This is a genomic window from Streptomyces sp. NBC_01463 (assembly GCA_036227345.1).
Lineage (GTDB): Bacteria > Actinomycetota > Actinomycetes > Streptomycetales > Streptomycetaceae > Streptomyces.
The window spans coordinates 1,375,495-1,399,522 of record CP109468.1; the positions used below are offsets into that span (position 1 = coordinate 1,375,495).

Annotated in this window: 18 protein-coding genes and 1 riboswitch; of the genes, 11 read left to right on the plus strand and 7 right to left on the minus strand. The window is 72.3% G+C overall.

Features of this window, described 5'->3' with window-relative positions; translation table 11 throughout:
* Positions 1-319 precede the first annotated feature (319 nt).
* Both OG521_05950 and OG521_05955 read left to right on the plus strand, forming a co-directional pair.
* Positions 320-3,031 (plus strand): cytochrome P450, encoded by a 2,712-nt coding sequence (locus OG521_05950; GenBank protein WUW20357.1) that lies wholly within the window; start codon positions 320-322, stop codon positions 3,029-3,031.
* Between the two features lie 37 nt (positions 3,032-3,068).
* Entirely contained in the window at positions 3,069-4,184 is a 1,116-nt protein-coding gene (locus OG521_05955; GenBank protein ID WUW20358.1) for a polyprenyl synthetase family protein, read from the plus strand.
* Between the two features lie 106 nt (positions 4,185-4,290).
* On the opposite strand, the gene OG521_05960 is transcribed toward OG521_05955, so the two are convergent.
* The 5 genes from OG521_05960 to OG521_05980 form a co-directional block, all read right to left on the minus strand.
* On the minus strand, positions 4,291-5,172 hold the full coding sequence (locus OG521_05960) for a TIGR03854 family LLM class F420-dependent oxidoreductase (protein WUW20359.1): 882 nt from the start codon (positions 5,170-5,172) through the stop codon (positions 4,291-4,293).
* A 60-nt stretch (positions 5,173-5,232) separates the two neighbouring features.
* Complete coding sequence (locus OG521_05965) at positions 5,233-6,423, minus strand: cytochrome P450 (protein WUW26585.1); 1,191 nt, start codon at positions 6,421-6,423, stop codon at positions 5,233-5,235.
* A gap of 80 nt (positions 6,424-6,503) precedes the next feature.
* The gene (locus OG521_05970) at positions 6,504-7,802 is read right to left on the minus strand and encodes a cytochrome P450 (protein ID WUW20360.1); all 1,299 of its coding nucleotides are present in this window, start codon (positions 7,800-7,802) and stop codon (positions 6,504-6,506) included.
* Positions 7,803-8,027: 225 nt separating this feature from the next.
* Complete coding sequence (locus OG521_05975) at positions 8,028-8,462, minus strand: hypothetical protein (protein WUW20361.1); 435 nt, start codon at positions 8,460-8,462, stop codon at positions 8,028-8,030.
* Between the two features lie 47 nt (positions 8,463-8,509).
* Positions 8,510-8,619, minus strand: a riboswitch (SAM riboswitch).
* A gap of 113 nt (positions 8,620-8,732) precedes the next feature.
* Complete coding sequence (locus tag OG521_05980) at positions 8,733-10,799, minus strand: phospholipase C, phosphocholine-specific (GenBank protein WUW20362.1); 2,067 nt, start codon at positions 10,797-10,799, stop codon at positions 8,733-8,735.
* A gap of 411 nt (positions 10,800-11,210) precedes the next feature.
* Between OG521_05980 and OG521_05985 the strand changes: the two genes are divergently transcribed.
* A complete protein-coding gene (locus tag OG521_05985; protein ID WUW20363.1) occupies positions 11,211-11,975 on the plus strand; it encodes a hypothetical protein in 765 nt (254 codons plus the stop codon).
* Positions 11,976-12,112: 137 nt separating this feature from the next.
* On the opposite strand, the gene OG521_05990 is transcribed toward OG521_05985, so the two are convergent.
* Positions 12,113-13,114 carry an alpha/beta hydrolase gene (locus OG521_05990; protein ID WUW26586.1) on the minus strand — a complete coding sequence of 334 codons (1,002 nt, stop codon included), beginning with the start codon at positions 13,112-13,114 and terminating at the stop codon, positions 12,113-12,115.
* A gap of 304 nt (positions 13,115-13,418) precedes the next feature.
* Between OG521_05990 and OG521_05995 the strand changes: the two genes are divergently transcribed.
* The gene (locus OG521_05995) at positions 13,419-13,898 is read left to right on the plus strand and encodes a hypothetical protein (GenBank protein ID WUW20364.1); all 480 of its coding nucleotides are present in this window, start codon (positions 13,419-13,421) and stop codon (positions 13,896-13,898) included.
* Positions 13,899-14,257: 359 nt separating this feature from the next.
* Entirely contained in the window at positions 14,258-16,042 is a 1,785-nt protein-coding gene (locus OG521_06000; protein WUW20365.1) for an AAA family ATPase, read from the plus strand.
* Between the two features lie 31 nt (positions 16,043-16,073).
* Here OG521_06000 and OG521_06005 read toward each other — a convergent pair whose 3' ends face one another.
* Positions 16,074-16,895 (minus strand): maleylpyruvate isomerase family mycothiol-dependent enzyme, encoded by an 822-nt coding sequence (locus tag OG521_06005; protein WUW26587.1) that lies wholly within the window; start codon positions 16,893-16,895, stop codon positions 16,074-16,076.
* A 153-nt stretch (positions 16,896-17,048) separates the two neighbouring features.
* Here OG521_06005 and OG521_06010 point away from each other — a divergent pair, with 153 nt between their 5' ends.
* The 6 genes from OG521_06010 (at position 17,049) to OG521_06035 (ending at position 24,000) form a co-directional block, all read left to right on the plus strand.
* A complete protein-coding gene (locus tag OG521_06010; GenBank protein WUW20366.1) occupies positions 17,049-17,783 on the plus strand; it encodes a response regulator transcription factor in 735 nt (244 codons plus the stop codon).
* Positions 17,784-17,874: 91 nt separating this feature from the next.
* On the plus strand, positions 17,875-19,902 hold the full coding sequence (locus tag OG521_06015; protein WUW20367.1) for an ATP-binding protein: 2,028 nt from the start codon (positions 17,875-17,877) through the stop codon (positions 19,900-19,902).
* 125 nt (positions 19,903-20,027) lie between these two features.
* Positions 20,028-20,378, plus strand: coding sequence for a hypothetical protein (locus tag OG521_06020; protein WUW20368.1), 351 nt, complete (start codon positions 20,028-20,030; stop codon positions 20,376-20,378).
* Between the two features lie 93 nt (positions 20,379-20,471).
* Positions 20,472-21,122, plus strand: coding sequence for a class F sortase (locus OG521_06025; GenBank protein ID WUW20369.1), 651 nt, complete (start codon positions 20,472-20,474; stop codon positions 21,120-21,122).
* Positions 21,123-21,289: 167 nt separating this feature from the next.
* Positions 21,290-22,273 (plus strand): sphingomyelin phosphodiesterase, encoded by a 984-nt coding sequence (gene sph, locus OG521_06030; GenBank protein ID WUW20370.1) that lies wholly within the window; start codon positions 21,290-21,292, stop codon positions 22,271-22,273.
* A gap of 77 nt (positions 22,274-22,350) precedes the next feature.
* Entirely contained in the window at positions 22,351-24,000 is a 1,650-nt protein-coding gene (locus OG521_06035) for an FAD-dependent monooxygenase (GenBank protein ID WUW20371.1), read from the plus strand.
* Positions 24,001-24,028 lie beyond the last annotated feature (28 nt).

Here is a 24,028-nt window from a genome sequence, read left to right on the forward strand (position 1 = left end):
CGCATTCCTTGACAGCTCAGAGCCCGTGCCGGACGGCCGTCCGCGGCCGTCGCCGGTGTTGCACCGCCCGCTGATCCCGCCGCTCCACGACGCCCCTCGCACGGGCCGGACGATCCGCGCCTCCGTGCCTTCCGTACCGCCGTGCCGTCCGCGTCCCTGCCGGTCCTCCTGTCCTTCTTCGCTCCCCCGGCCGCTGCGGGCCACCGGGGAGGCTCCCGCCATCCCTCCTCCCACGCCGCCGCCTGCTCGTCGCCCGCGAACGCCTGCGCCGGTTCCACCGGCGCGCTGACGTCCAGTGCGCCCGAAGAAAGGATTCACTGTGCCGGAGTCATCGGATCCGGAGATCACCGAGTTCTTCCTGCCGGAACTCCCCCGCCTCCTCCCCTACGTCTACCACCCCCAGGCGGCCAAGCTGGAGATCGCCTCGAACGGCTGGGTACGCCGCCAGCTGGGCGACACCTTCGCCGGCGAGGAGGACCTGCTGTACTTCCTGCGCCAGCGCAACGGCATCTACGGGCCCCTCACCGTGCCGGAGGCCACGGACCAGCGGGCGCTCGACATCGCCGACTGGTACCAGTACGTCACGGTGATCGACAGCTTCGTCTCGGACCGCTCCGCCCTGGGTGCGAGCGCGGACGCCGCACGGGCCGTGTTCGCCCGCATCCTCGGTGACTTCGACACCGACGTCGAGGCGGACGAGGCGTTCCCCTACGGCCGGGCGGGCCAGGACCTGTGGCGGCGCATCAGCCCCGGGCTGAGCCCCGCGCAGATCGGCCGCTTCGGAGCGAGCCTGGAGGCCTTCCTCCGCGGCTGCGCCACCGAGATCCACGCCAAGCTGACCGACCGGGTGCCGGACTACGAGGACTGCCTGACGGTACGTCTGGAGAGCTTCGGGTGCGACTTCATCGAGCTGATGACGGAGTACGGCGCCGAGGTCGACATGACGGAGCTGATCCCGGAGTTCACCGAGGTCCATCTGCACTGCCGCCGCCAGATGATCATCATCAACGACCTGCTGTCCTGGCGCAAGGAGCACGCCCAGGACGACAAGATGACGGTGGTCAGGGTCCTCACCGAGGGCGAGGGCCTCAGTCTGCAGCAGGCGGTGGACCGCCTCTGCGATCTGGTGGAGGAGCACGAGAAGGCGTACATCGCCGCCCGCGACGAGATCCTCGGCGGAGCGCTCGGGGAGCGCGAGGACGTACGGCGCTATCTGCGCGGCCTCGACCATCTGATGGGCGGCAGCCAGGAGTTCGAGTACCTGACGCCCCGCTACTTCGGCGACGGATCGGTCTGGGACGGTACGACGTCCGGCTGGGTGGACCTGAACGCGGAGGTCACCCGCTTCCGGGACCGCCCGCACACCCCGGCGGAGGACGCCGACGGCGCCGGGACAGCCGGCCCGGGCGACACCGGCCACGCGACGGCCCCGGAACCGGAGGGCGTCAACGCCGTCGCCGAGGACGCAGCTCCGGACTCCGGAGCCGCCGCCGCGCAGCCCACGGCCGACGACCGGGCGGCCATCGCGCGACTGCGGTCGATCGTCTCGCCGGGGACCGAGCGCAGGTCCGGGGGCGACGGCCAGGAGCCGGACGCCTCCGAGGCCGGCGGACCGGCCCGGCGCCCCGCCCGGGGCGCCACCCGCACCGAGCCCTGGAAGGTGGTCACCGCGCCCGGCGCCCTGCCGGTGCTCGGCCACGCGCTCCCGCTCTGGAGGCGGCCGCTGGAGTTCCTCGGCGGGCTGCCCACCGACGCCGACCTCGTCGAGATCAGGCTCGGCCCGAAGAAGGCCTACCTCGCGCACAGCCCCGAACTCGCCCAGCAGGTGCTCACCGACTCGCGCACGTTCGACAAGGGCGGTCCGCTCTTCGAGAAGGCCAGGCTGCTCGTCGGCAACGGCCTCGTGAGCTCCGAGTGGGCGCCGCACAAGCGTCAGCGCCGGCTGCTCCAGCCCGCGTTCCACCCGAGCCGGGTGCCGGGCTACATCGGCCTGATGGGCGAGGAGCTGGAGGAGGAGCTCGCCGCGTGGGAGCCCGGAAAGGCGCTGGACGTCAGCGACACGATGCACGGGCTCACCCTCAAGATCACCGCGCGGACCATGTTCGCGACCACCGCGGACCGGCGGGCGATCGACGAGGTCGCGTACTGCATGCCGGTCATCATGCGCGGCGTCTACAAGCGGATGATCGCCCCGACCGGACTCCAGGAGAAGCTGCCCACCGCCCACAACCGGGACTTCGAGCAGGTGCGGGTACGGATGCGCCGGCTGATCCGGGAGACCGTCGAGGCGTACCGCACCGGGGACTCCGAGGACACCGGCGACCTGATGTCCATCCTCGTCAACACCCGCGACGAGGAGACCGGGGAGGGGCTGAGCGACGAGGAGATCCACGACCAGGTCATGACCCTGCTCATCGGGGGCACCGAGACCACCGGCAACACCATGGCCTGGGTCTTCCACACGCTCGCGACCCACCCGCACATCGAGGAGCGGCTCCACGAGGAGCTCGACACCGTGCTGGCGGGCCGGGTGCCCGGATTCGGGGACCTGCACCGGCTGCCGTACACGGGCCGGGTCATCACCGAGACCCTGCGCATGTACCCGCCGGCGTGGCTGCTGACCCGGGCCACGACGCGGGCGACCGAGCTGGCGGGGCGGTCCATCGACGCGGGGACCATCGTCCTGTACAGCCCGTACGCGCTGGGGCACAACCCGGCGATATACGCCGACCCGGACACCTTCGACCCGGACCGCTGGCTGCCCGAGCGCGCCGAGGGTCTGCCGCGCGGCTTCAACCTGCCCTTCGGCGGCGGCAGCCGCAAGTGCATCGGCGACACGCTGGGCGCCGCGGAGACCACCATCACGCTCGCGGGCATCGCCGCCCGCTGGCGGCTGCGGACCGTCCCCGGCACCAAGGCGGGCACCGCGGTCCCCCGGGCCTCGCTCGGGACCGGCCCGCTGCCCATGGTGCCCGAGCGCCGCGACCGGGTCTCCGGTCCGGCCGGCCTCACGCTGTCGAGCGCCCGGTGAGCACCGGACGCAGGACCTCACGCCAGGAGAGCATCCGATGACACAGCAGTCCACCGGGGCCCCCGTGCGGCCCGCCGCCGAGGCGGCCGGGACGACGGACGTCCTGGCGACCCTCGCCCACTTCCGTGAACTGGTCACCCCGGCCCTGCGGGAGACCGTGCGCAGGCTTCCGCCGGAGATCGGCACCACGGTCGAGTTCACCCTCGGCTGGCGCGACGCCGACGGCAGTCCCCGCAGCGGCGGCAGCGGCAAGGGGCTGCGCCCCGCGCTCGCCATGCTGACCGCGCAGGCCGTGGGCGCCGCCCCGGAGTCGGCGGTCGCCGGCGCCCTCGCCGTCGAACTGGTGCACACCTTCTCGCTGGTGCACGACGACATCATCGACGGCGACGAACAGCGCAGACACCGTGACACGGTGTGGAAGGCGTACGGAGTCGGCACGGCCGTCCTCGCGGGCGACGCGCTGCTGGCGCTCGCGCTGGACGCCCTGTCCCGGGCGGCCTCGGGAGACACCGGCGCGGCGGCCATGAAGGCCCTCTCGACCGCTCTGGTGGAGCTGGTCAACGGCCAGGCCGAGGACGTCTCCTTCGAACTGCGGCCGTGGACGGGCCCGCAGGCCGTCACCGTCGCGCAGTACACGGCCATGGCGGGCCGCAAGACGGGCTCGCTGCTCGGCTGCGCGACCGGCCTCGGCGCGCTGCTCGGCGGGGCGGGCCCGGCCGCGGTGGCGGACCTGACCGCGATGGGGCGCCATCTGGGCCTGGCGTTCCAGGCGGTGGACGACCTGCTCGGGATCTGGGGCGACCCGTCGGTCACCGGCAAGCCGGTCTACAGCGACCTCCGGCAGCGCAAGAAGACCCTGCCGATCGTCTCGGTGCTCGCCGAGGACACCCCGGCCGCCCGCCGGCTGGTCGAGCTGCTGGCGGCCGCCCCCGGCACCCCGGACGGTCCGGAGGCCGACGGTGTGCGCTCCGAGGAGGACCTGCGCAAGGCCGCCGACCTGATCGAGGAGGCGGGCGGGCGCGCCCTCGCCGCCGACTCCGCGCAGCGCCATCTGTGCCGGGCACAGAGCCTCATCCACCGGACAGCGGTCGACGGTCCGGCCGCCGCCGCCCTGGCGGCACTGGGCGAGTTCGCCGTCCACCGCACCCACTGACCACCGGTCCGGGGGCCCGCCGTCCGGGGCCTCCGGTCCGGGGGCCGGCCGGGCGTACCCCGGACCTCACCGCCACGGACCGCACCGCAACGCAGGCCCCGGCAGGTCAGTTCTGCCGGGGCAGCAGCTCCGCCTCGAACCGGTCGAGGAAGGTGTCGAAGGGCTGGGACCCGGCGGAGTAGATCACGAATTTGGTGAGCCCGGCCTCGATGTGGGCGTCGAGCAGCCGGTGGAGGCCGGGCCAGTCCGTGGCGACGAGATCGCGCGGGTCGCTCTCCGGGTCGCGCCGGCGCATCGTCAGGGCGAGGTCATCCGGAATGCCGTCCTGGGCGAGGACGAGGCTGATCCCGAAGTGGTCGGGTTCGATCTCCCGCCCCGCCTGCGCCGCCGCGGCCTGAATCGTCTCCCGGGCGCGCCCGGCGGCCTCGGGCGTGAGGAAGGAGCCGAGCCACCCGTCCCCGTACCGCCCGGCCCTGCGCAGCCCCGCGGGCGCGCTGCCCCCGAGCCAGATGTCCAGGGGCCTGGCGGGCAGCGGCCCGATGCGCGCGGATCCGACCGTGTGGAACTCACCGTCGAATCCGGCGGCCTCCCCCCTGAGCGAGGCCCGCAGCAGCTCCAGCGACTCGTCGAACAGCGCCCCGCGCCGGCCCTCCGGTGCCGGGAACAGCTCACGCTCGCCGGGCCGGGCGGGCTGGAGCCCGAACACGGGAAGCACGCGCCGGGGCGACAGCGCGGCCAGGGAAGCCAGTTGCTTGGCGACCAGGACCGGGTGCCGCCCCGGGAGGACCGCGACGGACGTCCCGACCTTCAGCCGGCTGGTCCGCGACAGCGCGTGGGCCATGCCGATGAAGGGGTCGACCGCGTCGGAGTACACCTGCTCGGACAGCCACAGCGAATCGATCCCGGCGCCTTCGAGACGGTCGACGGTGCGGCTGAAGTCCGACAAGGACGGACCGGCTCCGAGCCCTACTCCGAAACGGATCTTCATGGCTCCCACGATACGCGCGGAGCACCCGCGCGCGGTGAACTGGCGGTCCGTCAGCCTGCCTCAGGCACCGAGCAGTACGGGAAAGGCCTCCATGTCGTTCTGCGTCATCACGGGCAGCTTGCGGATGTCCGCGTCCGGCACCGCGAGCCGCAGACCGGGGAAGCGCGCGAAGAGGGCGGGCAGGGCGATCCCCGCCTCGACCCGGGAGAGCGCCGCGCCGGGGCAGATGTGCGGTCCGTGGCCGAACGTCATGTGCCGGATCGGGGTGGCGCGGGTGATGTCGAACGCGTCCGCGTCCGGGCCGTGCTGCTCGGTGTCCCGGCCGATCACCCGGTAGGAGATGACGACACCTTCGCCCTTGGCGATGACCCCGTCACCGACCTGGATGTCCTCGGTGGCGAACCGCATCAGCAGATGGGTGGTCGGGGTGTCCCACCGCAGGGTCTCCTCGATCACGGTCTCCCAGGAGACCTCCCCGTCGAGGACCATCCGCAGCTGCTCGGGGTGGGACAGGAGGGCGCGCACGGCGTTGAGGATGAGCCCGATCGTGGTCTCGTGCCCGGCCGCGACCATCGCCTTCAGGTTGCCGACCACCTCTTCCTCGGTCAGCGGCTCGCCGCCCTCGTCGGCGAGGATCAGCGCGGACGTCAGGTCGTCGGTGGGCCGCGCGGTCTTCTCGCGTACGAGCCCGGCGTAGAAGACGTCCAGGTCGGCGAGGAGGGCCAGCCGCTCGTCCTGCGGCGTGAGCATGGAGAAGAAGGCCTTGTACTGACGGGTCAGCATGGCGTTCTCGGCGGGGTCCACGCCCATCAGCATGCCGACGACCCGCATGGGCAGCGGCTGCGCGAACACGGACTTCAGGTCGACGACGGCCCCGTCCCGCCCGCCCTCGGCGAGCGCGTCCAGCAGTTCCGAGGTGAACTTCTCGATGTCGGGGCGTATCGCCTCCAGGCGGCGGGGCGTGAGCGCCTGGGAGGTCTTGGTGCGGAGCCGGCGGTGCTCGGCACCGTCGACGGTGAACATCGACCGGCCGGCGTCGATCATCCCGATGAGCGGCCACGCGTGCGTCACCTCGCCGCTCTGCCACAGGCTCCAGGCGTCGAGGTCCTTCACCAGCCGCGGGTCGACGAGGAGCTGCCGGGCGTCGGCGTGCCGGGTGAGGGTCCAGGCGGGAACCCCGAGCAGCTCGATACGGGCCAGCGGCCCGGCGTCGCGCAGCCGTGCCGTCTCACCGTCGAGGTCCTGGACCATCGGGTCGATGACGACGACGGTCCCGCCGTCCTGAGCGGCGGCCTGGGCGGCTTCCTGGGCGGCGGCGTGAGGGCAGTTCACTAGAAGTCTCCTGTCGTGCGAACGGGGGTGAACCGGACGGGGAGCGAGGTGGTGCCCCGCAGAAAGGCGGAGGGCCGCCGTACGAGGTCCTGGACGGCGACGCCGAGCTGGAGGTCGGGCAGCCGGTCGAGCAGCACCTCGATGCCGGTACGGGCGATGATCTCGGCGATCTCCTGGGCGGCGAACGGGCACCGGTACTCGCCGTGGCTGAAGGCCAGGTGCGCGCCGTTGCCGCCCTGGGCCGGGGCGCCGCTGCCGGACATGCTCTGCCGGATCAGCGGATCGGTGTTGGCGGCGCCGAGCCCGAGCAGCAGCATGTCGCCTGCCTTGATCCGCTGTCCGCCGAGCTGGGTGTCCCGTACGGCCCAGCGGCCGGAGAGGATCTGGGTGGGCGTGTCCTCCCAGAGCACCTCGTTCATGGCCTCGCCGATGCTGCGCCGGCCGCGGGCCATGGAGTCGGCGAACTCGTCCTCGGTGAGCATCAGCCGCAGGGAGTTGCTGATCCAGTCGGCGGTGGTGAGGTGCCCGGCGGCCGTGATGGCCATCAGGTCGAGCATGTACTCCTCGTCGGTGAACACCTCGGGGAACGCGAGCATGCGGGAGGTCACGTCGTCCCCCGGCACGGCCCGCTTCGCGGCCACCAGCCGCGCCATGTGCTCCCCGAACCGCAGATGGGCGCTCTGCGCACCCGGTCCGCCGTCGGCGAGGTCCCTCAACACCTGGGCGATGTCGGCGCCTTCGTCGTCGGGGAAGCCGACGAGGCGGGCGAGGACGAGGACGGGCAGGGGTTCACAGAAGTCGGAGACGAGGTCGGCGGTCCCCCTGCTGCACACGTCGTCGATCAGACGGTCCGCCAACTCCTCGCAGTGGCGCCGGATCTCGAACGGATCGGCGGCTTCGAGGGCCGGCCCCACCATGCGCGCGTGCCGCCGGTGCTCCTCCCCCGCACTGAAGTAGATGGACGGCAGGGGCCGCCCCACCATCGGCAGCAGCGGCCAGTCGTCGGGGATGTGCGGCCACTGGTTCCACAGACCGACGTCGCGGGGGAACAGCTCGCCGTCGCTGGTGACTTGGTGGAGCTCGCGGTACCCGATGACCAGCCAGGCGGGGAACCCGCCGGGCAGTTCCACCGGGACGACGGGCCCGTGATCCCGCCGCATGCCGCGGTAGACGGCCTGCGGCTCGGTCTGGAAGCCGGGCCCGCTGAGCGGCACGGCTCCGGAGGCGGCGTGCGCCGGACAGCCGGGAGGAGGAGACGGAGAGGGCGGCGCGGGCTCTGTGGAAGAAGGGCGCGTCATGAGTCCTGACTCCTGTGGCGACAGCTGCACGCGTCATGATCATGCGATCAACGCATGTTCACTATAAGGATTTTGTGTGACGCCGGACCGGTCAACAGCGATCAATTTCGCGCCTTGAACGCAACAACCGGGCGACAACTCCCCACATTTGCAGAGCATCACGAAGTACCGCCCGGCACGATGCGCGCGGGCGGTACGGGACGGGCGAGTCGGACAGCCAAGGCCCTAGGCCAGGGAGGAGCGCTCCCCGGCACGGACGCCCTCGCAGAGGTCCCCGCCCTCCAGGCCGACGTTCACCAGCCCGGCAGCACCCCGGGTTCCCCCACCGGCACCGCCGCTGTCGCCGTCGCCGTGCACGAGCTTCAGCGCATGCCAGCGCGGCAGCCAGTACACGCGCCCGCGGTGAGCCGCGAGAGTCTCCCGCAGTGCGCCGGGGGCATGCGTCCAGACGGCGGGAAGGTCGTTCGCGTAGTCGAAGGCGGGACGGAGTTCGACCCATCCGTCGTCGCGGACATCACCGGCGGTGAGCAGGATCTCGACGGCCTGCCCCGGCTCCTGGCGGCACTTCTTCGCATGGATCCAGTGCACGCGGTGACCCGCGGCGTAGCGGGAGCAGTCGTCGCTCCGCACGGAGTCGTTCTGGGTGAGATGACGCAGCATGGTGGGATTCGCCTTCCGGGACGAGGACCCCGGGTGTCCTGCACCGCGGTCCGCTGTTCCCCGCACCCTGCGCACGGGGCAGGTCGTCACCCGGAGCACCCGCAGCGGAGCGGGGTGCCGTCCAGCAAGCCGGGGCTGCGCGCTGGAACTCATGACCCGACGAAAACTCTAACCCACGCAAACCGCACGACCCGACGGGTGGTCAGGAGCGTTGCGGCACCCCCCTCGGGTGTCGCGACGCTCCCGCCCCACCGCCGGACCGTCGGCCACTCACCCGGTGACGAGACCCGGGTCGCTCGTACCGGCTTCGCCGGTCTCGACGTGTCCGGCGAAGCGCCGCAGGAAGGCGGTGTCCGCGTCGGAGGTGACGGCGATGTCGTACCAGCGCTTGCTTTCCCGCAGGTCGAGGACGTGCTTCACGGTCGCGCCCGCCCGCACGGTGAAGGTCTCCGCGCCGCTTCCGTACCCGGCGGCACGGCGAACGGTCAGGTGCACGCTCGCGGACCCGCCGTTGAAGAGGGTGAGTTCGAGCCCACCGGTCGCGGCGACATGACGAGCCGTCACCTCAGGTCCGGCCACCTTCCCGGCGGACCTGAAGGCACGCAGGAACCCGTTGGGACCGTGGACGGTGAGATCGGTCACGCCGTTGGAGTAGAGCGTGTTCCAGCTGTCCGAGAGCGACGCGCCGGCCCCGGCGGTGTAGGTCCAGGGCCCGTCGGTGCGGTTCGCGGAGGTCACCAGGAACTGCGCCCCGGCCGCGGCCCCGCCGCTGAAGGTGAGGCGGTACTTGCCGGTGGCCGGGTCGGCGGCCCCGTCCACGAAGGGCGCGTAGCGCAGCGGCCGGGTGGGACGGGCGCCCTTCTCCTGTTTGGGCACGCTGCCGGTGGCGGGCGGTGCGGGCACGTAGTCGGGGTGGCGGCCGCGGTCCGGGGGCTCATAGGCGTCGGTCGACGGCAGCGGGGCGTCCGAGGTGTCCGTACGGCCGAAGTCGAAGGCGGAGGTGAGATCGCCGCAGACGGCGCGGCGCCAGGGTGAGATGTTCGGCTCGTGCACGCCGAAGCGCTCTTCCATGAACCGGATGACGGAGGTGTGGTCGAAGACCTCGGAACAGGCGAAGCCGCCGGTGCTCCACGGCGAGACGACGAGCATGGGCACGCGCTGCCCGAGTCCGTACGGCCCGGCCGCGTACCGGATGTCGCCCGGGAAGTAGTCGGCGGCGGTGTCCACGGTGGACAGCCCCTGGCCGGGCCCCGAGGGCACGAAGGGCGGCACGACGTGGTCGAAGAAGCCGTCGTTCTCGTCGTAGGTGATGAAGAGGGCGGTCCTGCCCCACACCTCGGGATCGGAGGTCAGCGCGTCGAGGACCTGCGAGATGTACCAGGCGCCGTAGTTGGCGGGCCAGTTGGGATGCTCGCTGTAGGCCTCCGGCGCGACGATCCAGGACACCTTGGGCAGCGTCCCGGCCCGGACGTCGGCCTTCAGGTCGTCGAGGAGCCCGCCGGCGCTCTTGATGTCGGTACCGGTGCGCGCCTTGTCGAAGAGCGGATCACCGGGCTCGGCACCGCGGTAACTGTTGAAGTAGAGAAGCGAGTTGTCCCCGTACGTCCCCCGGTAGGCGTCGTCGATCCACCCCCAGGACCCGGCGGCGTCGAGCCCGTCGCCGATGTCCTGGTAGACCTTCCACGACACCCCGGCCTGCTCCAGCCGCTCGGGATAGGTGGTCCAGCCGTACCCGGCCTCGTCATTGCCGAGCACGGGACCGCCACCGGTGCGGTCGTTCCCCGTGTACCCGCTCCAGAGGTAGTAGCGGTTCGGGTCGGTCGACCCGATGAACGAGCAGTGGTACGCGTCGCAGACGGTGAAGGCGTCGGCGAGCGCGTAGTGGAACGGAATGTCCTCACGCGTGAGGTGGGCCATCGTCGTCGCGGTCTTGGCGGGCACCCACTGGTCGTACGCACCCTTGTTGAACGCGCGGTGACCGCCGGCCCAGTCGTGGTTCAGGTCCTGGAGGAACTGCATCCCGAGCTTGTCGGCGGGCGGCCTGAACGGCAGCACCTCCTTGCCGAGCAGGTCCTTCTGATGCCAGACCGGCTTTCCGCTCGGAAGCGTGACCGGCCGGGGGTCGCCGTAGCCGCGGACACCCTTCATGGTGCCGAAGTAGTGATCGAAGGATCGATTCTCCTGCATCAGGACGACGATGTGCTCGACGTCCTGGAGCGTGCCGGTACGGCCCCGGGCGGGGAGGGACGAGGCACGGGCGATGCTGCCGGAGAGCGCGGTGAAGGCGGCTGCGCCTCCGGCGAGTTGCAGGAGGCGACGACGGTTGAGTTCTGCCATGGGTGGGGGCCTCTGTGGGGTGAGGGGACGTGCGGGCGAAAGCGACTGGAGTGTTCCAGAATCGGCAGGCCCGGGGGAAGACCCGTGCGGTGTGCACATGGTGGTATTCGGGGGAACAGTCGGCAACGGAATGGATTGCCGCACTCATGCGAACACTTCCGACCGCACGGACGGGTAAACGCTGCGGCACCCTCTCCGCACCCCGCGTCCTGCCGGAACCGGGAAGGCCCGGGAGCGCGGAACTGCCGACTCCCGTTCTTGCAGGTGACGGTCCACGGGGCACACGCTGAGCCGGCACGCGCACTGCCGACAGGACGCGGGGACCCCGAGTGAGACACGTACCCTTCATCCGCTGGGTGTTGACACTCGGCGTGCTGCCGATCAGCTGCCGTCTATACGACCGCACCGGAGATGCCCGAGCTCAGGCAGGTCGATCTGACCGTGCTCGAAGAGGCACCGGACGGGGCCTGCACGGTCCGCTGGAAGGACCCGTTCGACCAGCGCCGGCACGAGGCCCCGTATCGGTGCGACACCACACGCGACCCGGTCCTGAAGGCGCCGAACCACGACCTGAGGACAGGTCACGGCTGGGACACCGGCTTCGTGGTCGCCGAGGGCGGGGCCAGGGGCGAGCTGTACTCGCTGAGCGAGGACGACGAGGCCGCCGGTCGGATCGGCCTCTCCGACACGCTGATGGTCATCGGGCTGCTGCTGACGATCACCGGCCTGGTCGGCGGAAACATCCGTGCGGTGCCGCGACTGCGCGGCGTCGATCCGGACGTCGTCCGCCGGGCGTGGGATCTGGCCCACGCGGCCGACCTGGTGGCCGAGGACTACGAGAAGGCGCTGGCCGCGGGCCGCGGGCCGAACGGCCTGGGACCCGCTGCATCAGGAGGGGGTGCGAGCTGGCAGCCCGGCTGGAACTCCTGCTCACCGAGGCGCCCGCCGCCACCGGCTGCGCGCGAATGCCGCAAGCCGGCCCGGAACAACGCCGCCGGACGCGGGCCGCACTGGCCGAGCTCCGCCACCTGCTGGACGCGGCGGACCGGAACTCCGTCGCCGAAGAGTTCCGCCAGACCTCGGCCGACCTGCTCCGCGGACCGGACACCGAGCGGGACGCGATGTCCGCCTGGCTGGACTTCGCGTCCCGTTCCGATGCGTACTACCGCCTGCTGACGGAGGTCACGAGCGGCGCGGTGAATCGGCGCGGCCGCTCTCCCGCACCGGAACTCCGGAAGCAAGCGCGGTGAGCGGCACCCCAACAGGACAGCCGGAACAGGTCACATCACCTGAGGCCGTGGCCCGCCGCCGTCTCAGGTGGCGCTGCGCTCGCTCGCTTCGCGGAGGTCGCGTTCGACCGTGCGGTCGTGGGCGGCTCCCGGCTCGCCCGGGGGCCTGACGGGGCGGCCCGTGCGCAGGAGTTCGCGCCAGCGCTCCGGGCTCCAGTTCGCCGGGGTCGTGGTGTCCATGAAGTGCTCGACCAGGGCGCAGAAGCGGGCCGGGTCCGCGTGGAAGGGGAAGTGCCCGGCGCCGTCGAAGATCTCCAGGCGGCTGCCCGGCATCGCCGCGTGGGCTCCATGGGCGTGGCGTACCGGCACGACGCTGTCGCGGGAGCCCCAGAGGAGCAGCGTGGGCATGCCTTCGGTGAGGTAGCAGCGGTCGAGCATGGTGACGACCTGGCCCCGCCAGTCGACCACCGAGCGCAGGGTGCTGATGAACGCGGAGCGGGACGTGGCGTCGGGCAGGGCGTCCACGACGTTCAGCAACTCCGCCGCGTCCTGGCCCAGATCGGTGTCCAGCAGCTTCATCAGAGCGGTGAAGAGGCCGACTTGGGTGCGCATACCGGGCAGCCGGAGGGTGGAGAGCATGAGGTCCGCGCCGGGCAGGGACACCGCGCGCAGGACCGGAGTGACCTCGCGGCCCACACCGCCCGCGCTGACCAGGATGAGGCGGTCCGTGCGCTCCGGGAACTGGTAGGCGAACTGCATGGCCACCCCACCGCCCAGCGAGTGGCCGACCAGCGTGGCGCGCTCGATGCCGAGGACGCCCAGGAGGTCCCGCATCCCGTTCGCGTACCCGGCCACCGAGTAGTCGGCCCGCGGTTTGTCGGAGTCACCGTGGCCGAGCAGGTCGGGTGCGATGACGGTGTGGTTGCGGGCCAGCTCGGGAATGAGGTCCGACCATGTGGCGGAGGAGTCGCCGATGCCGTGGATCAGGAGGATCGCGGGACCCTCGCCGGCGATGCGGTAGGCCCTGCGGTAGCCGTGCACCGTGTGGTGGCTGAGCCGGACCGTCACCTCAGGCACCGATTGCAGCGGGTTCGTGTGCGGCGGCAGGTGCGGTACGGACTGGGTGGAGCGGGTCACGAGATCGCCTCCCGTCTTCACTGGCTCATCGTCCGAGCGTAGGACCTCCGAGGTCACCGGGCATTTCCGCGAGGTTTCCGGCAGCACGCACGACGGCCCGGGGTGGGGGTCGCACCCCAGTCCCCCCTAGTGCTTCCTGGGGGACAACCCCCAGGAAGGTCGGGGGAAAACCGGGTCGTCGGGAGGACGCCGGGTCCGTAGGTTCTGGAGTGGAATATGCACACCGCTCCACACAGCCTTCGGAGGCCCTCTCGTGACCGCCCCTTCACTCCAGCAGACGCGCACGCTTCACCCGGCCCTGGCGGCCTTCGTGCGCTTTGTGATCTGTGGTGGCGGGGTCGGGGTTGCGTCCAGTGGCGTTCTGGTCCTCCTCCACGACCGGATACCGCTGGCCGTCGCCAATGCGCTCGTCACCGTCGTGTCCACCGTGATCGCGACCGAGCTGCACAGCCGGGTCTCGTTCCGCAGCGGACGCCGGGGGTGGGGCGTCCACCTCCAGTCCGGCCTGACCGTCGCCGTCAGCTACGCCTTCACGACCGGGGCGCTGCTCTGCCTGTACGCGGTCCGGTCCGAGCCTTCGACGCTCGTCCAGCAGAGCGTCTATCTGTCGGCGTCGGCCCTCGCCGGGGTCGGGCGGTTCGCGCTGCTGCGGGTGGTCGTCTTCGGGGAGCGCGGGGCGGGCGGCGCACGTGAGGCGTCGCTCGGCAAGGCGTCCGTGGCCATGGCGGCCTGAGTACGGCGCGGGCGCCGGCCGGTCCGTGATCCGTGTGCCCGGGTCGTCCCGCTAGGCCGTCCTCCCGCACGGCGACGGCTTCGGCGTGGGCGCGGACCGACGGGCGGTAGTGGTACCGGACGGCGTTGCCGGCCGTGGTGCGCCGCTCCAGGAGCAGAGCCGCGACGGGTGCGCGGCGGTCACACGTCAGGCACGCGCTGCACCGAGGTTGGTTATCCTGACCCACGTTCCAGGTGATCACGGTGGGCCCCGTCGGCCGCCGACGCGGGCCGCGCGCCCGTCGAGGGGAGAGTCACGTGCAGGGTCCAGCCGCGAGCCGGGGGTCGGTCAGGAAGGCCGAACAGGCGTGGAACCAGGCGATGACACTCCTGCAGCGCGGGGACAACGCGGGGGCCGGGGCGCAGTTCGCACTCGCCACCACGCATGATCCGGCCGCCGCCGACGCCTGGCTGGGGCTGCATGCGACCGGGCAGCGGCAGCAGGAGGCGCTGGATGCCATGCTCCGGAACTCCGGGGCCTTCGGCGCGCTGCGCTCGAAGTTCGGGCTGCGCCTCCAGTCCAGGTTCCAGATCGGCCACTACGTCACCTTCCGGCTGGAGAACGCGCGCGACCTGTGGCTGGCCGCCATGTCGTCGCTGCTGGACAACAAGCGGACCGACGAGGCCTGGGCCGGACTGTCGACCGCGCAACTCGACTGCGACGAGACGCGGTTCGTCTGCACGAGGTACGCGTTCGTGAAGGAGGACTGGGCCCTCGTCCTGCGGTTCGCGACCGGGATCGGTGACGCGTTCCTGTACGACGAGGCTCAGTTGTACGTCGGCGCTTCACTCTTCGCCCAGGGCGTCTACCACGAGGCACTGAGCGTCCTGACCCCGCTGCCGAAGAAGCTGGAGACCGGCTCCCGCTTCGACGCCGAGATCAAGTACTTCATGGGGCGGTCGCTGGAGGAACTCGGGCAGAGGGAGGAGGCGCTGAAGCGGTATCAGTACGCCTTCCGGTGTGCGCCGGGACTCTTCGACGTCGACCTGCGCGCCCAGGCACGGCCGTCCTCCAACCCGGCAGCCCCGGCTCCCACCGCTGCCGATCTGGCGTCGCCGAGGCCGACGGCACAGCCCGACGCGCCCTCACCCACCGTCCCGCGCCCGGCCTCGCCCCCGGCGCCCACCACCGCCCCGGTGCCCGCCCCTGCCGGGACCCGCTCCCCTCAGGGCGGCGGCACGGGCAGCGTGGCCGAGGCCGAAACCGACGGGCCGTCCGCCGAGGAACGGGCCAGGTTGCTCGCCGAGGCGCAGAAGTCGCTCGACGGCATGATCGGTCTCGAACCCGTGAAGCGTCAGGTGCTCACGCTCATCGCCCAGTTGCGGATGGCTGCGCTGCGTGAGGAGCAGGGGCTCCCCGGCGGGGCCCGGCCCCGCCACTTCGTCTTCGCCGGTCCGCCCGGCACCGGGAAGACGACCGTCGCCCGCATCATCGGCAAGGTCTTCGCCGGGCTCGGGCTGCTGAGCTCGGGGCATGTGATCGAGGCCCAGCGCGTCGACCTGGTCGGGCAGCACCTCGGTTCGACGGCCATCAAGACCAGCAAGGTCATCGACTCGGCGCTCAACGGGGTGCTGTTCATCGACGAGGCGTACGCCCTGTCCAACAGCGGGTACAGCGGCGGCGACGCGTTCGGCGACGAGGCGTTGCAGGTGCTCCTGAAGCGGGCCGAGGACGACCGGGACCGGCTCGTGGTCGTCCTCGCCGGCTACCGCGACGAGATGGCAGGCCTCCTCGCCGCCAACCCGGGGCTGGTGTCCCGCTTCACCACCCGGGTCGACTTCCCCTCCTACTCCGCGCAGGAACTGGTCCTCATCGCCCGCTCCGTGCTGGCCTCCCAGGGCGACGAGCCGGACGACGGAGCTGTCGGGGTCCTCGGGTCCTTCTGCGCCGCGATCGTGGACGGCGGCATGGCCGACACCGTGGGCAATGCCCGCTTCGCGCGCGAGCTCTGCCAGAAGGCCGCCGCGCAGCGGGACCTGCGGCTGTACGCCAAGCACATCGCCAGTACCCCGACGCGCGAGGAGATCGTGACCGTCCTCGCCGAGGACGTGGTGGCAGCGCACGAGGAGCTCATGGAGTCCCACGGGAACGGAAGCGGCGAGTAGCCGGGCGCGCCTCGTGCGCGGCCACCACGTCTCAGGGTGCCTTGAAGTACGCGGGGAACCTCGGCCCCAGCCACGGCTTGCGGCCCCACGCGAAGACCCGTCCCCGGGCCATCGCGCCCACCGGTGAGCAGCGCCCCAGCGCCATCAGCAGGAACGTGACCGGCTCGATGGAGATCGTGCAGTCCGGGCGGTCCGGCAGGGCGTGGCCCACGGCCGCCGTGCCGTCGGTGAACGTCACCCCGAACTGTCCGCCGCCCCACAGCCGTACCGCGTAACGGGCGTTGAGCCCCGCCGTCGTCGCGGCGTCGGTCACCCGGGGCATCGCCTCGACCATGAACGGGAGAGCCAGCGCGACCCGGGCCCGGTCGACCATGTGCGGGCGCTTCAGCGCGCGGGCCAGGTCGTAGCCGTGGCCCAGCATGTGCGTCAGGAGGTACGAGCCGAGGACCACCCGGTTCATCGGTCCCATCGGCGTCATCAGCGTCTCGTCCGCGGGGTGCCCGGTCGCCGCGTCCAGGTATGCGGCGGCCTGCGCGACGATGACGGCGGCCAGGGGTCCGGCCGCACGCTCGCCGTATGCGGCGAGGGCCCGTTCGTTGGCCTCGGCGATGCCCTGCGGGGTGCCGTCGCCGTGCCGGTGCGTGCGCCCTGCCGCCACCTCGGCCATCAGCGCGTTGGCCTGCGCCAGGTGCGCGGCAACCTCACCCACCGTCCAGGTCAGTCCCGGCACCGGGGCGCCGGTGTCGGGGGCGCCGCGCAGCAGCTCAGCGATGTCCTCGGCCGTCGTACGTATCGCATCGGCCAGCCCCTCGGGCAGCACACCACGCACCTCCTGCCCTGCTGCTGACTCCACCCCGCCACCGTCCCCGTCCTCGTACACGTCGTCGTGGAGCGTCGCCCGCGCGTCCGCCACCACCCCTGTTACCTGCGGGTACAGCAGAGCAGTTCCCCGTGCTCCCGGCAAGAGGTCGACGCCCGCCGTTCGAACCCCTCTACGATCGAGCGCGTGTGCGCAAACGTGATCATCGCCGAGGACGACGAGAAACAGGCGGAACTCCTCCGCCGCTACCTCGAACGGGAGGGGCATGCCGTCACCGTCGTCGGCGACGGCCTCGCGGCTCTCGACGCGGTCCGGCAGGGAGAGCCCGACCTGCTGGTCCTCGACGTGATGATGCCGCGGGCCGACGGTCTGGACGTCGTACGGGTCCTGCGCGCCGAGTGCCGGGAGCTGCCGGTGCTGATGCTGACGGCCCGTACCACCGAGGACGATCTGCTGCTCGGGCTGGACCTCGGCGCGGACGACTACGTGACCAAGCCGTACAGCCCGCGCGAGCTGATGGCCCGGGTGCGCACGCTGCTGCGCCGCAACCGGCGCGGCTCCGGCGGCGACGGCAGCGGTCCGGCCGACGCCGCCGTCCTGGCGGTGGGGACTCTGGTGGTCGATCCCGCCCGGCACGTGGTGTCGGTCGACGGCCGGGCCGTGGACTGCACACCGGGCGAGTTCAGGATTCTGGCCGCACTCGCCGGCGAGCCCGACCGGGTCTTCTCCCGGCAGCAACTGCTGGCGGAGCTGCACGGTTTCGACCGCTACATCAGTGACCGCACGGTCGACGTGCACGTGATGAATCTGCGCAAGAAGATCGAGCCCGCGCCGCGCCGGCCCGCCCGGCTGCTCACCGTGTTCGGTGTCGGCTACAAGCTGACCGACCCGGCGAAGGCGGCGGCCCGTGCGTCGTCGTAGCGCAGGGCGTCCGGACGGACGAGCGGACACCGCCGTCCCGGACCCGGCATCGGTGTCGGCAACGGCACCGGTGAGGCGCTCGCGGCTGCCGTTGCGCAGGAGTCTGTTCGCCCGGCTGCTGGCCGTGTCCGCGCTGGTGGCGGCCTGTTCGGTCGCGGCCACGGCCTGGATAGCCGTCCAGACGACGTCCGGCGCGATCCTCCAGGAGCAGGGGCAGAACCTGACCGCCGATGCCCGGATCTACCACAGCCTGCTCGGTTACGCGGCGGCTCATCCCGCCTGGGACGGCGTCGGGAAGACGGTGCGGGACCTGGCCGAGCAGTCCGGGCGGCGGATCGTGCTGACCACCGAACAGCGCGCCCCGCTCGCCGATTCGGCCGCGCCCGAGCCCGCGACGGCGCTGCCTGCCCAGGCGTCGGCGGTCGTGGACCCGCTGGCCGTGGACACCGCGCTCGCCGCCGAGAACGCGGGCCCGTCCGGCTCCGGCACCCCGGCGGACCGGGTCGATCCACGTGCGGTCGGCCCCTTCCGGCTGCCCGCCGCGGAACGTACGGCGCTCCGGCAGATCGCGGACCGGGGCGTCGCCTGCCTCGGCGAGTCCGGAATCGCATCGGACGTGGTGCGGACCGCGAGCGGGCGGCCGGTGATCCAGGTGGTGGGCAACGACCCCGAACGACTGGAGGGGACCCGCTGCGCCACCGACGCCCTCGACACCCCGACGGCCACGGAGAAGAAAGCCCTGAAGTCGCTCAACCAACTGGCCGACGCGTGTCTGAAGCGCCAGGACCGCCCGTCCGTACGGCTGAAGCTCGATCTGTCCTGGGGACAGGCATCGGAGCCCAGGCCCACGGCGCTGGTGCCCACCACCCAGCCGAGTGCGATGCCCAGCCCCGTACCCACGGACGCCCCCGCCTCCGAACCGGCACCGGCGCGCAGGGCCACCCCGACCGACGCCCCGAGCGTCATGCCGGGCACGGACGCCTCACCGGCCGTCGGCAGCAGCGAGGACGACCGGGCCATCGCCTCCTGCGTGGGTACGGCCCGCCGCGAGCAGCTCAGTTCCTACGTCGCCTCGCCCGCGCTCCTGTTCATCAGCGACACCGGCGGCACCACCGTCCCCGGGTTCGACCTGTCCCCGGGCAACACCGCCAGGATCGCGGGCGCCGCCGCGCTCGTCCTGGCGCTCACCGTCGGCGCCTCGGTGCTCGTCGGCGCCCGGCTCGTCCGCCCGCTGCGCGCCCTGACGGGCGCCGCCCAGCGCATGCGCGACGGCGAGGACACCGCGCCGGTGCTGGTCACCGCGGACAACGAGATCGGGCGCCTCGCCGCCACGTTCAACGACATGTCCGCCCACCGCGCCCGTCTGGAGGCCCAGCGCAAGGCCATGGTCAGCGATGTCGCCCATGAGCTGCGCACCCCGCTCAGCAACATCCGCGGCTGGCTGGAGGCCGCACAGGACGGGGTGGCCGAACCCGACCCGGCGTTCATCGCCTCCCTGCACGAGGAGGCCGTGCAGTTGCAGCACATCATCGACGACCTCCAGGACCTCGCCCAGGCGGACGCCGGCGCCCTGCGGCTGCATACCGAACCGGTACGGACCGAGGAGTTGCTGGCCCAGGTCGCCGCCGCGCACCAGGCCCGCGCCGAAACGGCCGGGGTGACGCTGACGGTGCTGCCGTCGCCGCCGGACCGCCCGGTGCCGGAGCTGACGGCCGACCCGGTCCGGCTGCGGCAGGCCATCGGCAATCTGGTGTCGAACGCGGTCCGCCACACCCCGTCCGGAGGCACGGTCGCCCTGCGCGCGTACGGCTCCGGGGCGGGGGACGCGGTCCTCGTGGACGTGTCGGACACGGGCACCGGCATCCCGGCCGAGGACCTCGCGCACGTCTTCGACCGCTTCTGGCGCGGCGAGAAGTCCCGCAGCCGCCGCACCGGAGGCAGCGGGCTCGGGCTGGCGATCGTCCGGAAACTCACGGAGGCACACGGCGGCAGCGCGACGGCGGTGAGCGTGCCGGGAGAGGGCTCGGTGTTCACCCTGCGCCTGCCTGCAGACCGTCCGGGGGACAACCCCGCGAACGGTTCCACCGACGGTCCCCCGGACCGTTCCGAGCAGCCCTGATGCGATGACCACAGCGTCCTGACAGCTTCTTCATAACTTCGCGTCAGCCTGTCGGCACGCCTCGCGCCGCAGTGCACCCCCGCACTGCGGCGCCGTCGAGGCCGACCTGGAACGGAGCCGTCTTCATGTCCCTGCGTACGTCCTTGCGTACCGCCGTCCTCACCGCTGTCGCGGTCGGCGCTGTCTGCGTACCCGCCACCGCGGCCTTCGCCGACTCCTCGCCCAAGCCCACGACCGCCCCCTCGGCGGCGCCCGCCGCGCCGAGCGACGAGCCCTCCCCCGCCGTCACCCGGGCACCCTCCGCCGCCACTCCGTCCGCGGTGCCGCGCGGGGGCGTGGCCGCGGGTGAGGAGCCGACCGGTTCGTCGGACGACAACACCGCCGCCCTCACGGGTTCCGCCGTGGCCGCACTGCTGGTCGCGGGCGCCGGAACGGTCGTGCTGCGCCGCCGCCACACCGGCCGCCGCAACGGCTGACCCCGTCCGGTAGCCGAACTGCCCGCAGTGGCGCCGCCCTTCACCTCGGGCGGCGCCACTGCCGTCGTACGATCCCTTCTGGAGCCCGCACCCATGCCCCGTACCTCCCAGCCCCTGCGGCGCCGTCGCACCGCACTTCCGCTGTACGCCTGCCTCACGCTCACCGCGCTCGCCGCACTCACCGGCTGCGCGGACACCTCGACATCCAAGGCCCCGGCGGATGCTGCCCACCGGCCCAGCACCATCAGCACCCCGGACACCGGCACCACCGTCACTCCGCCGAAGACCCCGAAGTCCTCCGCCCGGCCACCGGTCCACGTCTCCATCCCCTCGCTCGGAGTGGACAGCGCCGTCATGCGGCTCGGTCTCAACGCCGACGGCACGGTCGAAGTGCCGCCCGCCGAGAAGGGCATGACGGCCGGCTGGTACACCGGCGGCGCCGTCCCCGGCGAACCGGGCCCCGCCGTACTCATCGGCCACAACGACACCCGCTTCGGCCGGGCCGTCTTCCACGACCTCAAGAACATCACCAAGGGCGCGGACATCGCCGTCCGCGACGACGCGGGCACCGAGATCCACTTCACGGTCACCGGCCGCGAGACGGCCGACAAGAAGGCCTTCCCCACCGGGCGGGTCTACGGCCCCACCGACGACCGGGCCCTGCGGCTGATCACCTGCGACGGCGCGTTCGACGCCCAGGGGCACCCCGTCGACAACCTCATCGTCTACGCGAAGAGGAAGTGACGGCGGCGGGACGGCAGCCACGGTCGGCACGGGCGACGGCCGCACCCGATGGACGGCGGCGCGCCGGGCTCCCGGCACCCGCCGTCTACCCATGGGTAACTCCCCCTGCTTTCATGGGGCCAGGACGCGACCACCCCCCAACTGCAGCAGCAGAACCAGGAGCCCCAGTGCCGCACTCCGCCCTTCGCCGCATCTCCGGTGTCACCCTGTCCGCCGCGCTCGCCGCCGTCACCCTGGCCGTCGGCACACCGCCCGCCTCGGCCGCCGGTGCCACCCCGTCCCTGCGGGTGCTCACGTACAACACGTTCCTGATGAGCACGGCCCTGTACCCGAACTGGGGGCAGGCCCACCGGGCCGCGGAGATCCCGCGGGCGGGCTTCTTCCGCGGCAATGACGTCGTCGTGCTCCAGGAGGCCTTCGACAACGCCTCGTCGGACGCGCTGACGGCCGCCGCCTCGGACCAGTACCCGTTCCACACACCGGTCGTCGGCCGGAGCAGGAGCGGATGGGACGCCACCGGCGGGGCCTACTCCGCCACGACACCGGAGGACGGTGGCGTGACCGTCCTCAGCAAGTGGCCGATCGTCCGGCAGGAGCAGCACATCTACAAGGACGCCTGCGGCAGCGACTGGTGGTCCAACAAGGGCTTCGCCTATGCCGAACTGAACGTCGGCGGGGCCCGGGTGCACATCGTCGGCACCCACACCCAGTCGACCGACCCGGGGTGCGGGGCGGGCGAGGCCGCGGACATACGTGCCCGGCAGTTCCGGCAGATCGACGCGTTCCTCGACGCCAGGAACATCCCGGCGTCCGAGCAGGTCATCGTGGCCGGCGACCTCAACGTCGACTCACACTCCGCCGAGTACGCCGCGCTGCTCACGAACGCCGGCCTGACCGGGGCGGACACCCGCACCGGCCACACCTACTCCTTCGACACCCGGGACAACTCGATCGCTGCCGACCGCTACCCCGACGACCCCCGCGAGGACCTCGACTTCGTCCTGCACCGCACGGGCCACGCGAAGCCCACGGGCTGGACGAACGAGGTGGTCAAGGAGGACAGCGCGCCCTGGACCGTGTCGAGTTGGGGCACGGACTACACGTACACGAACCTCTCCGACCACTATCCGGTCGTCGCCTCGGCGAAGTAGCAGAACAGCCGGCCCCGCCCGCCGCGCACCCCGGCCACCGCTCCTCCGGCTCGCCGCCCGTACCGCATCGGGCGACCATGGAGGAGGGACCGGCCGGGGGCAAGGCGCGGGAGGCATCCGTGGCACGCGAGCACACCACTGACGTATTGATCGCGGGCGCCGGGCCCGTCGGGCTGAGCGCGGCCGCCGAACTCCGCCGGCGCGGAGTCCCGTGCCGGCTCGTCGACCGGCTGCCGGAGCGGCTCCCGTACGCCAAGGCCGTCGGCATCCAGCCGCGCACCCTGGAGATCTGGGACCGGATGGGCCTGGCCCGTACCGTGCTGGAGGCGGCCGCCCCGATGCGGGGCCAGCTGATCCACGTCAACGGCAGCGAGGTGGCGCGGATCGAGCTCGTCCTCCCGCCCGAGGTGCCCTACGGCTTCGCCGCGCTTCCGCAGTACGAGACCGAGCGCATCCTGGAGGAGTACGTGGCGGGCCTCGGCACCGTCATCGAGCGCGGGACCGAGCTGGTGTCCTTCGTCCAGGACGAGGGCGGCGTGACCGCCCGGCTGCGCACGGCCACCGGCGGCACCGAGGAGGTCAGGGCCCGCTTCCTGGTGGGCTGCGACGGCGCGCACAGCACCGTGCGCAAGGGGCTGGGGCTCACCTTCGAGGGCGGGGCGTTCGGCGAGGAGTACATGCTGGCCGATGTCGTCGCGGACTGGGACCTGGCGTACGGATACGGGGTGCGCGCCACCCACACCGCCGACGACGGCTCCACCGACGATCTGCTGGTCTGCATCCCGCTTCCGGGCGCGGGCCGCTACCGGATGTCCATGCTGGTCCCGCCCGCCCTGTCCACCCGCCCGTCGGACGGTGCCGAGGTGGTGCACGGGCTGGAGGGCGGACGCGTCCCGGAGCTCTCCGACATCCAGACCGTCGTCGACCGGCTGGCCCCGCGGCCCGCGAACCTGTCCCGGATGCGCTGGTCCTCCGTGTTCCGGATCAGCCACCGGATCGTCGGCCGTTACGGCGACGGACGGGTCTTCGTCGCGGGCGACGCCGCGCACATCCACCCGCCGACCGGCGCCCAGGGCATGAACACCGGCATCCAGGACGCCTGCAACCTGGCCTGGAAACTCGCCCTCGTCGTCCGCGGGGAAGCCGGACCCGCCCTCCTCACCAGCTACGACGCCGAGCGCCGCCCGGTCGGCGAGGAGGTCGTCGGCCGGACCGTCCGGCATGCCACGAAGGGGATCGAGAGCGACGCCGACGACATGGAGACACTGATGCTCCGCGAGGCCCAGCTGCTCGTCGGGTACCGGGACGGACCGCTCGCCGGCGCCCCGTACGGCCCGGCCGACGCACCCCAGCCCGGCGACCGAGCCCCTGACTGCCCCGGGCTGACCACTCCGGTGGCCGCCTACCCGCTGCGACTGCTCGACGTCCTGCGCGGACTCACGGGGCATGTGCTGGTGCGGTACGCGGAGAAGGGCGTCGACGACGCCGGGGCGTTCGACGCGGCCGTGCCGGGCTGGCTGCACACGGTCACCGTGGTGGGCCGCGACGCTCCTGCGGACACCCCCGGCTACCGCGACGCCGCCGGCGAGTTCGCCCGGCTCTACCGGCCGGACGGGCCGACCGGCTTCGTCGTGCGCCCGGACGGGCAGCTCGGCGCCCGCTTCCCGTTGTCAGCAACCCGGGAGGCCCTGACGGGATACCTGGCGTCCCTGTCCGCGGCCGAATGAACCGGCCGGGCAAGGGGCGGGGTACGAC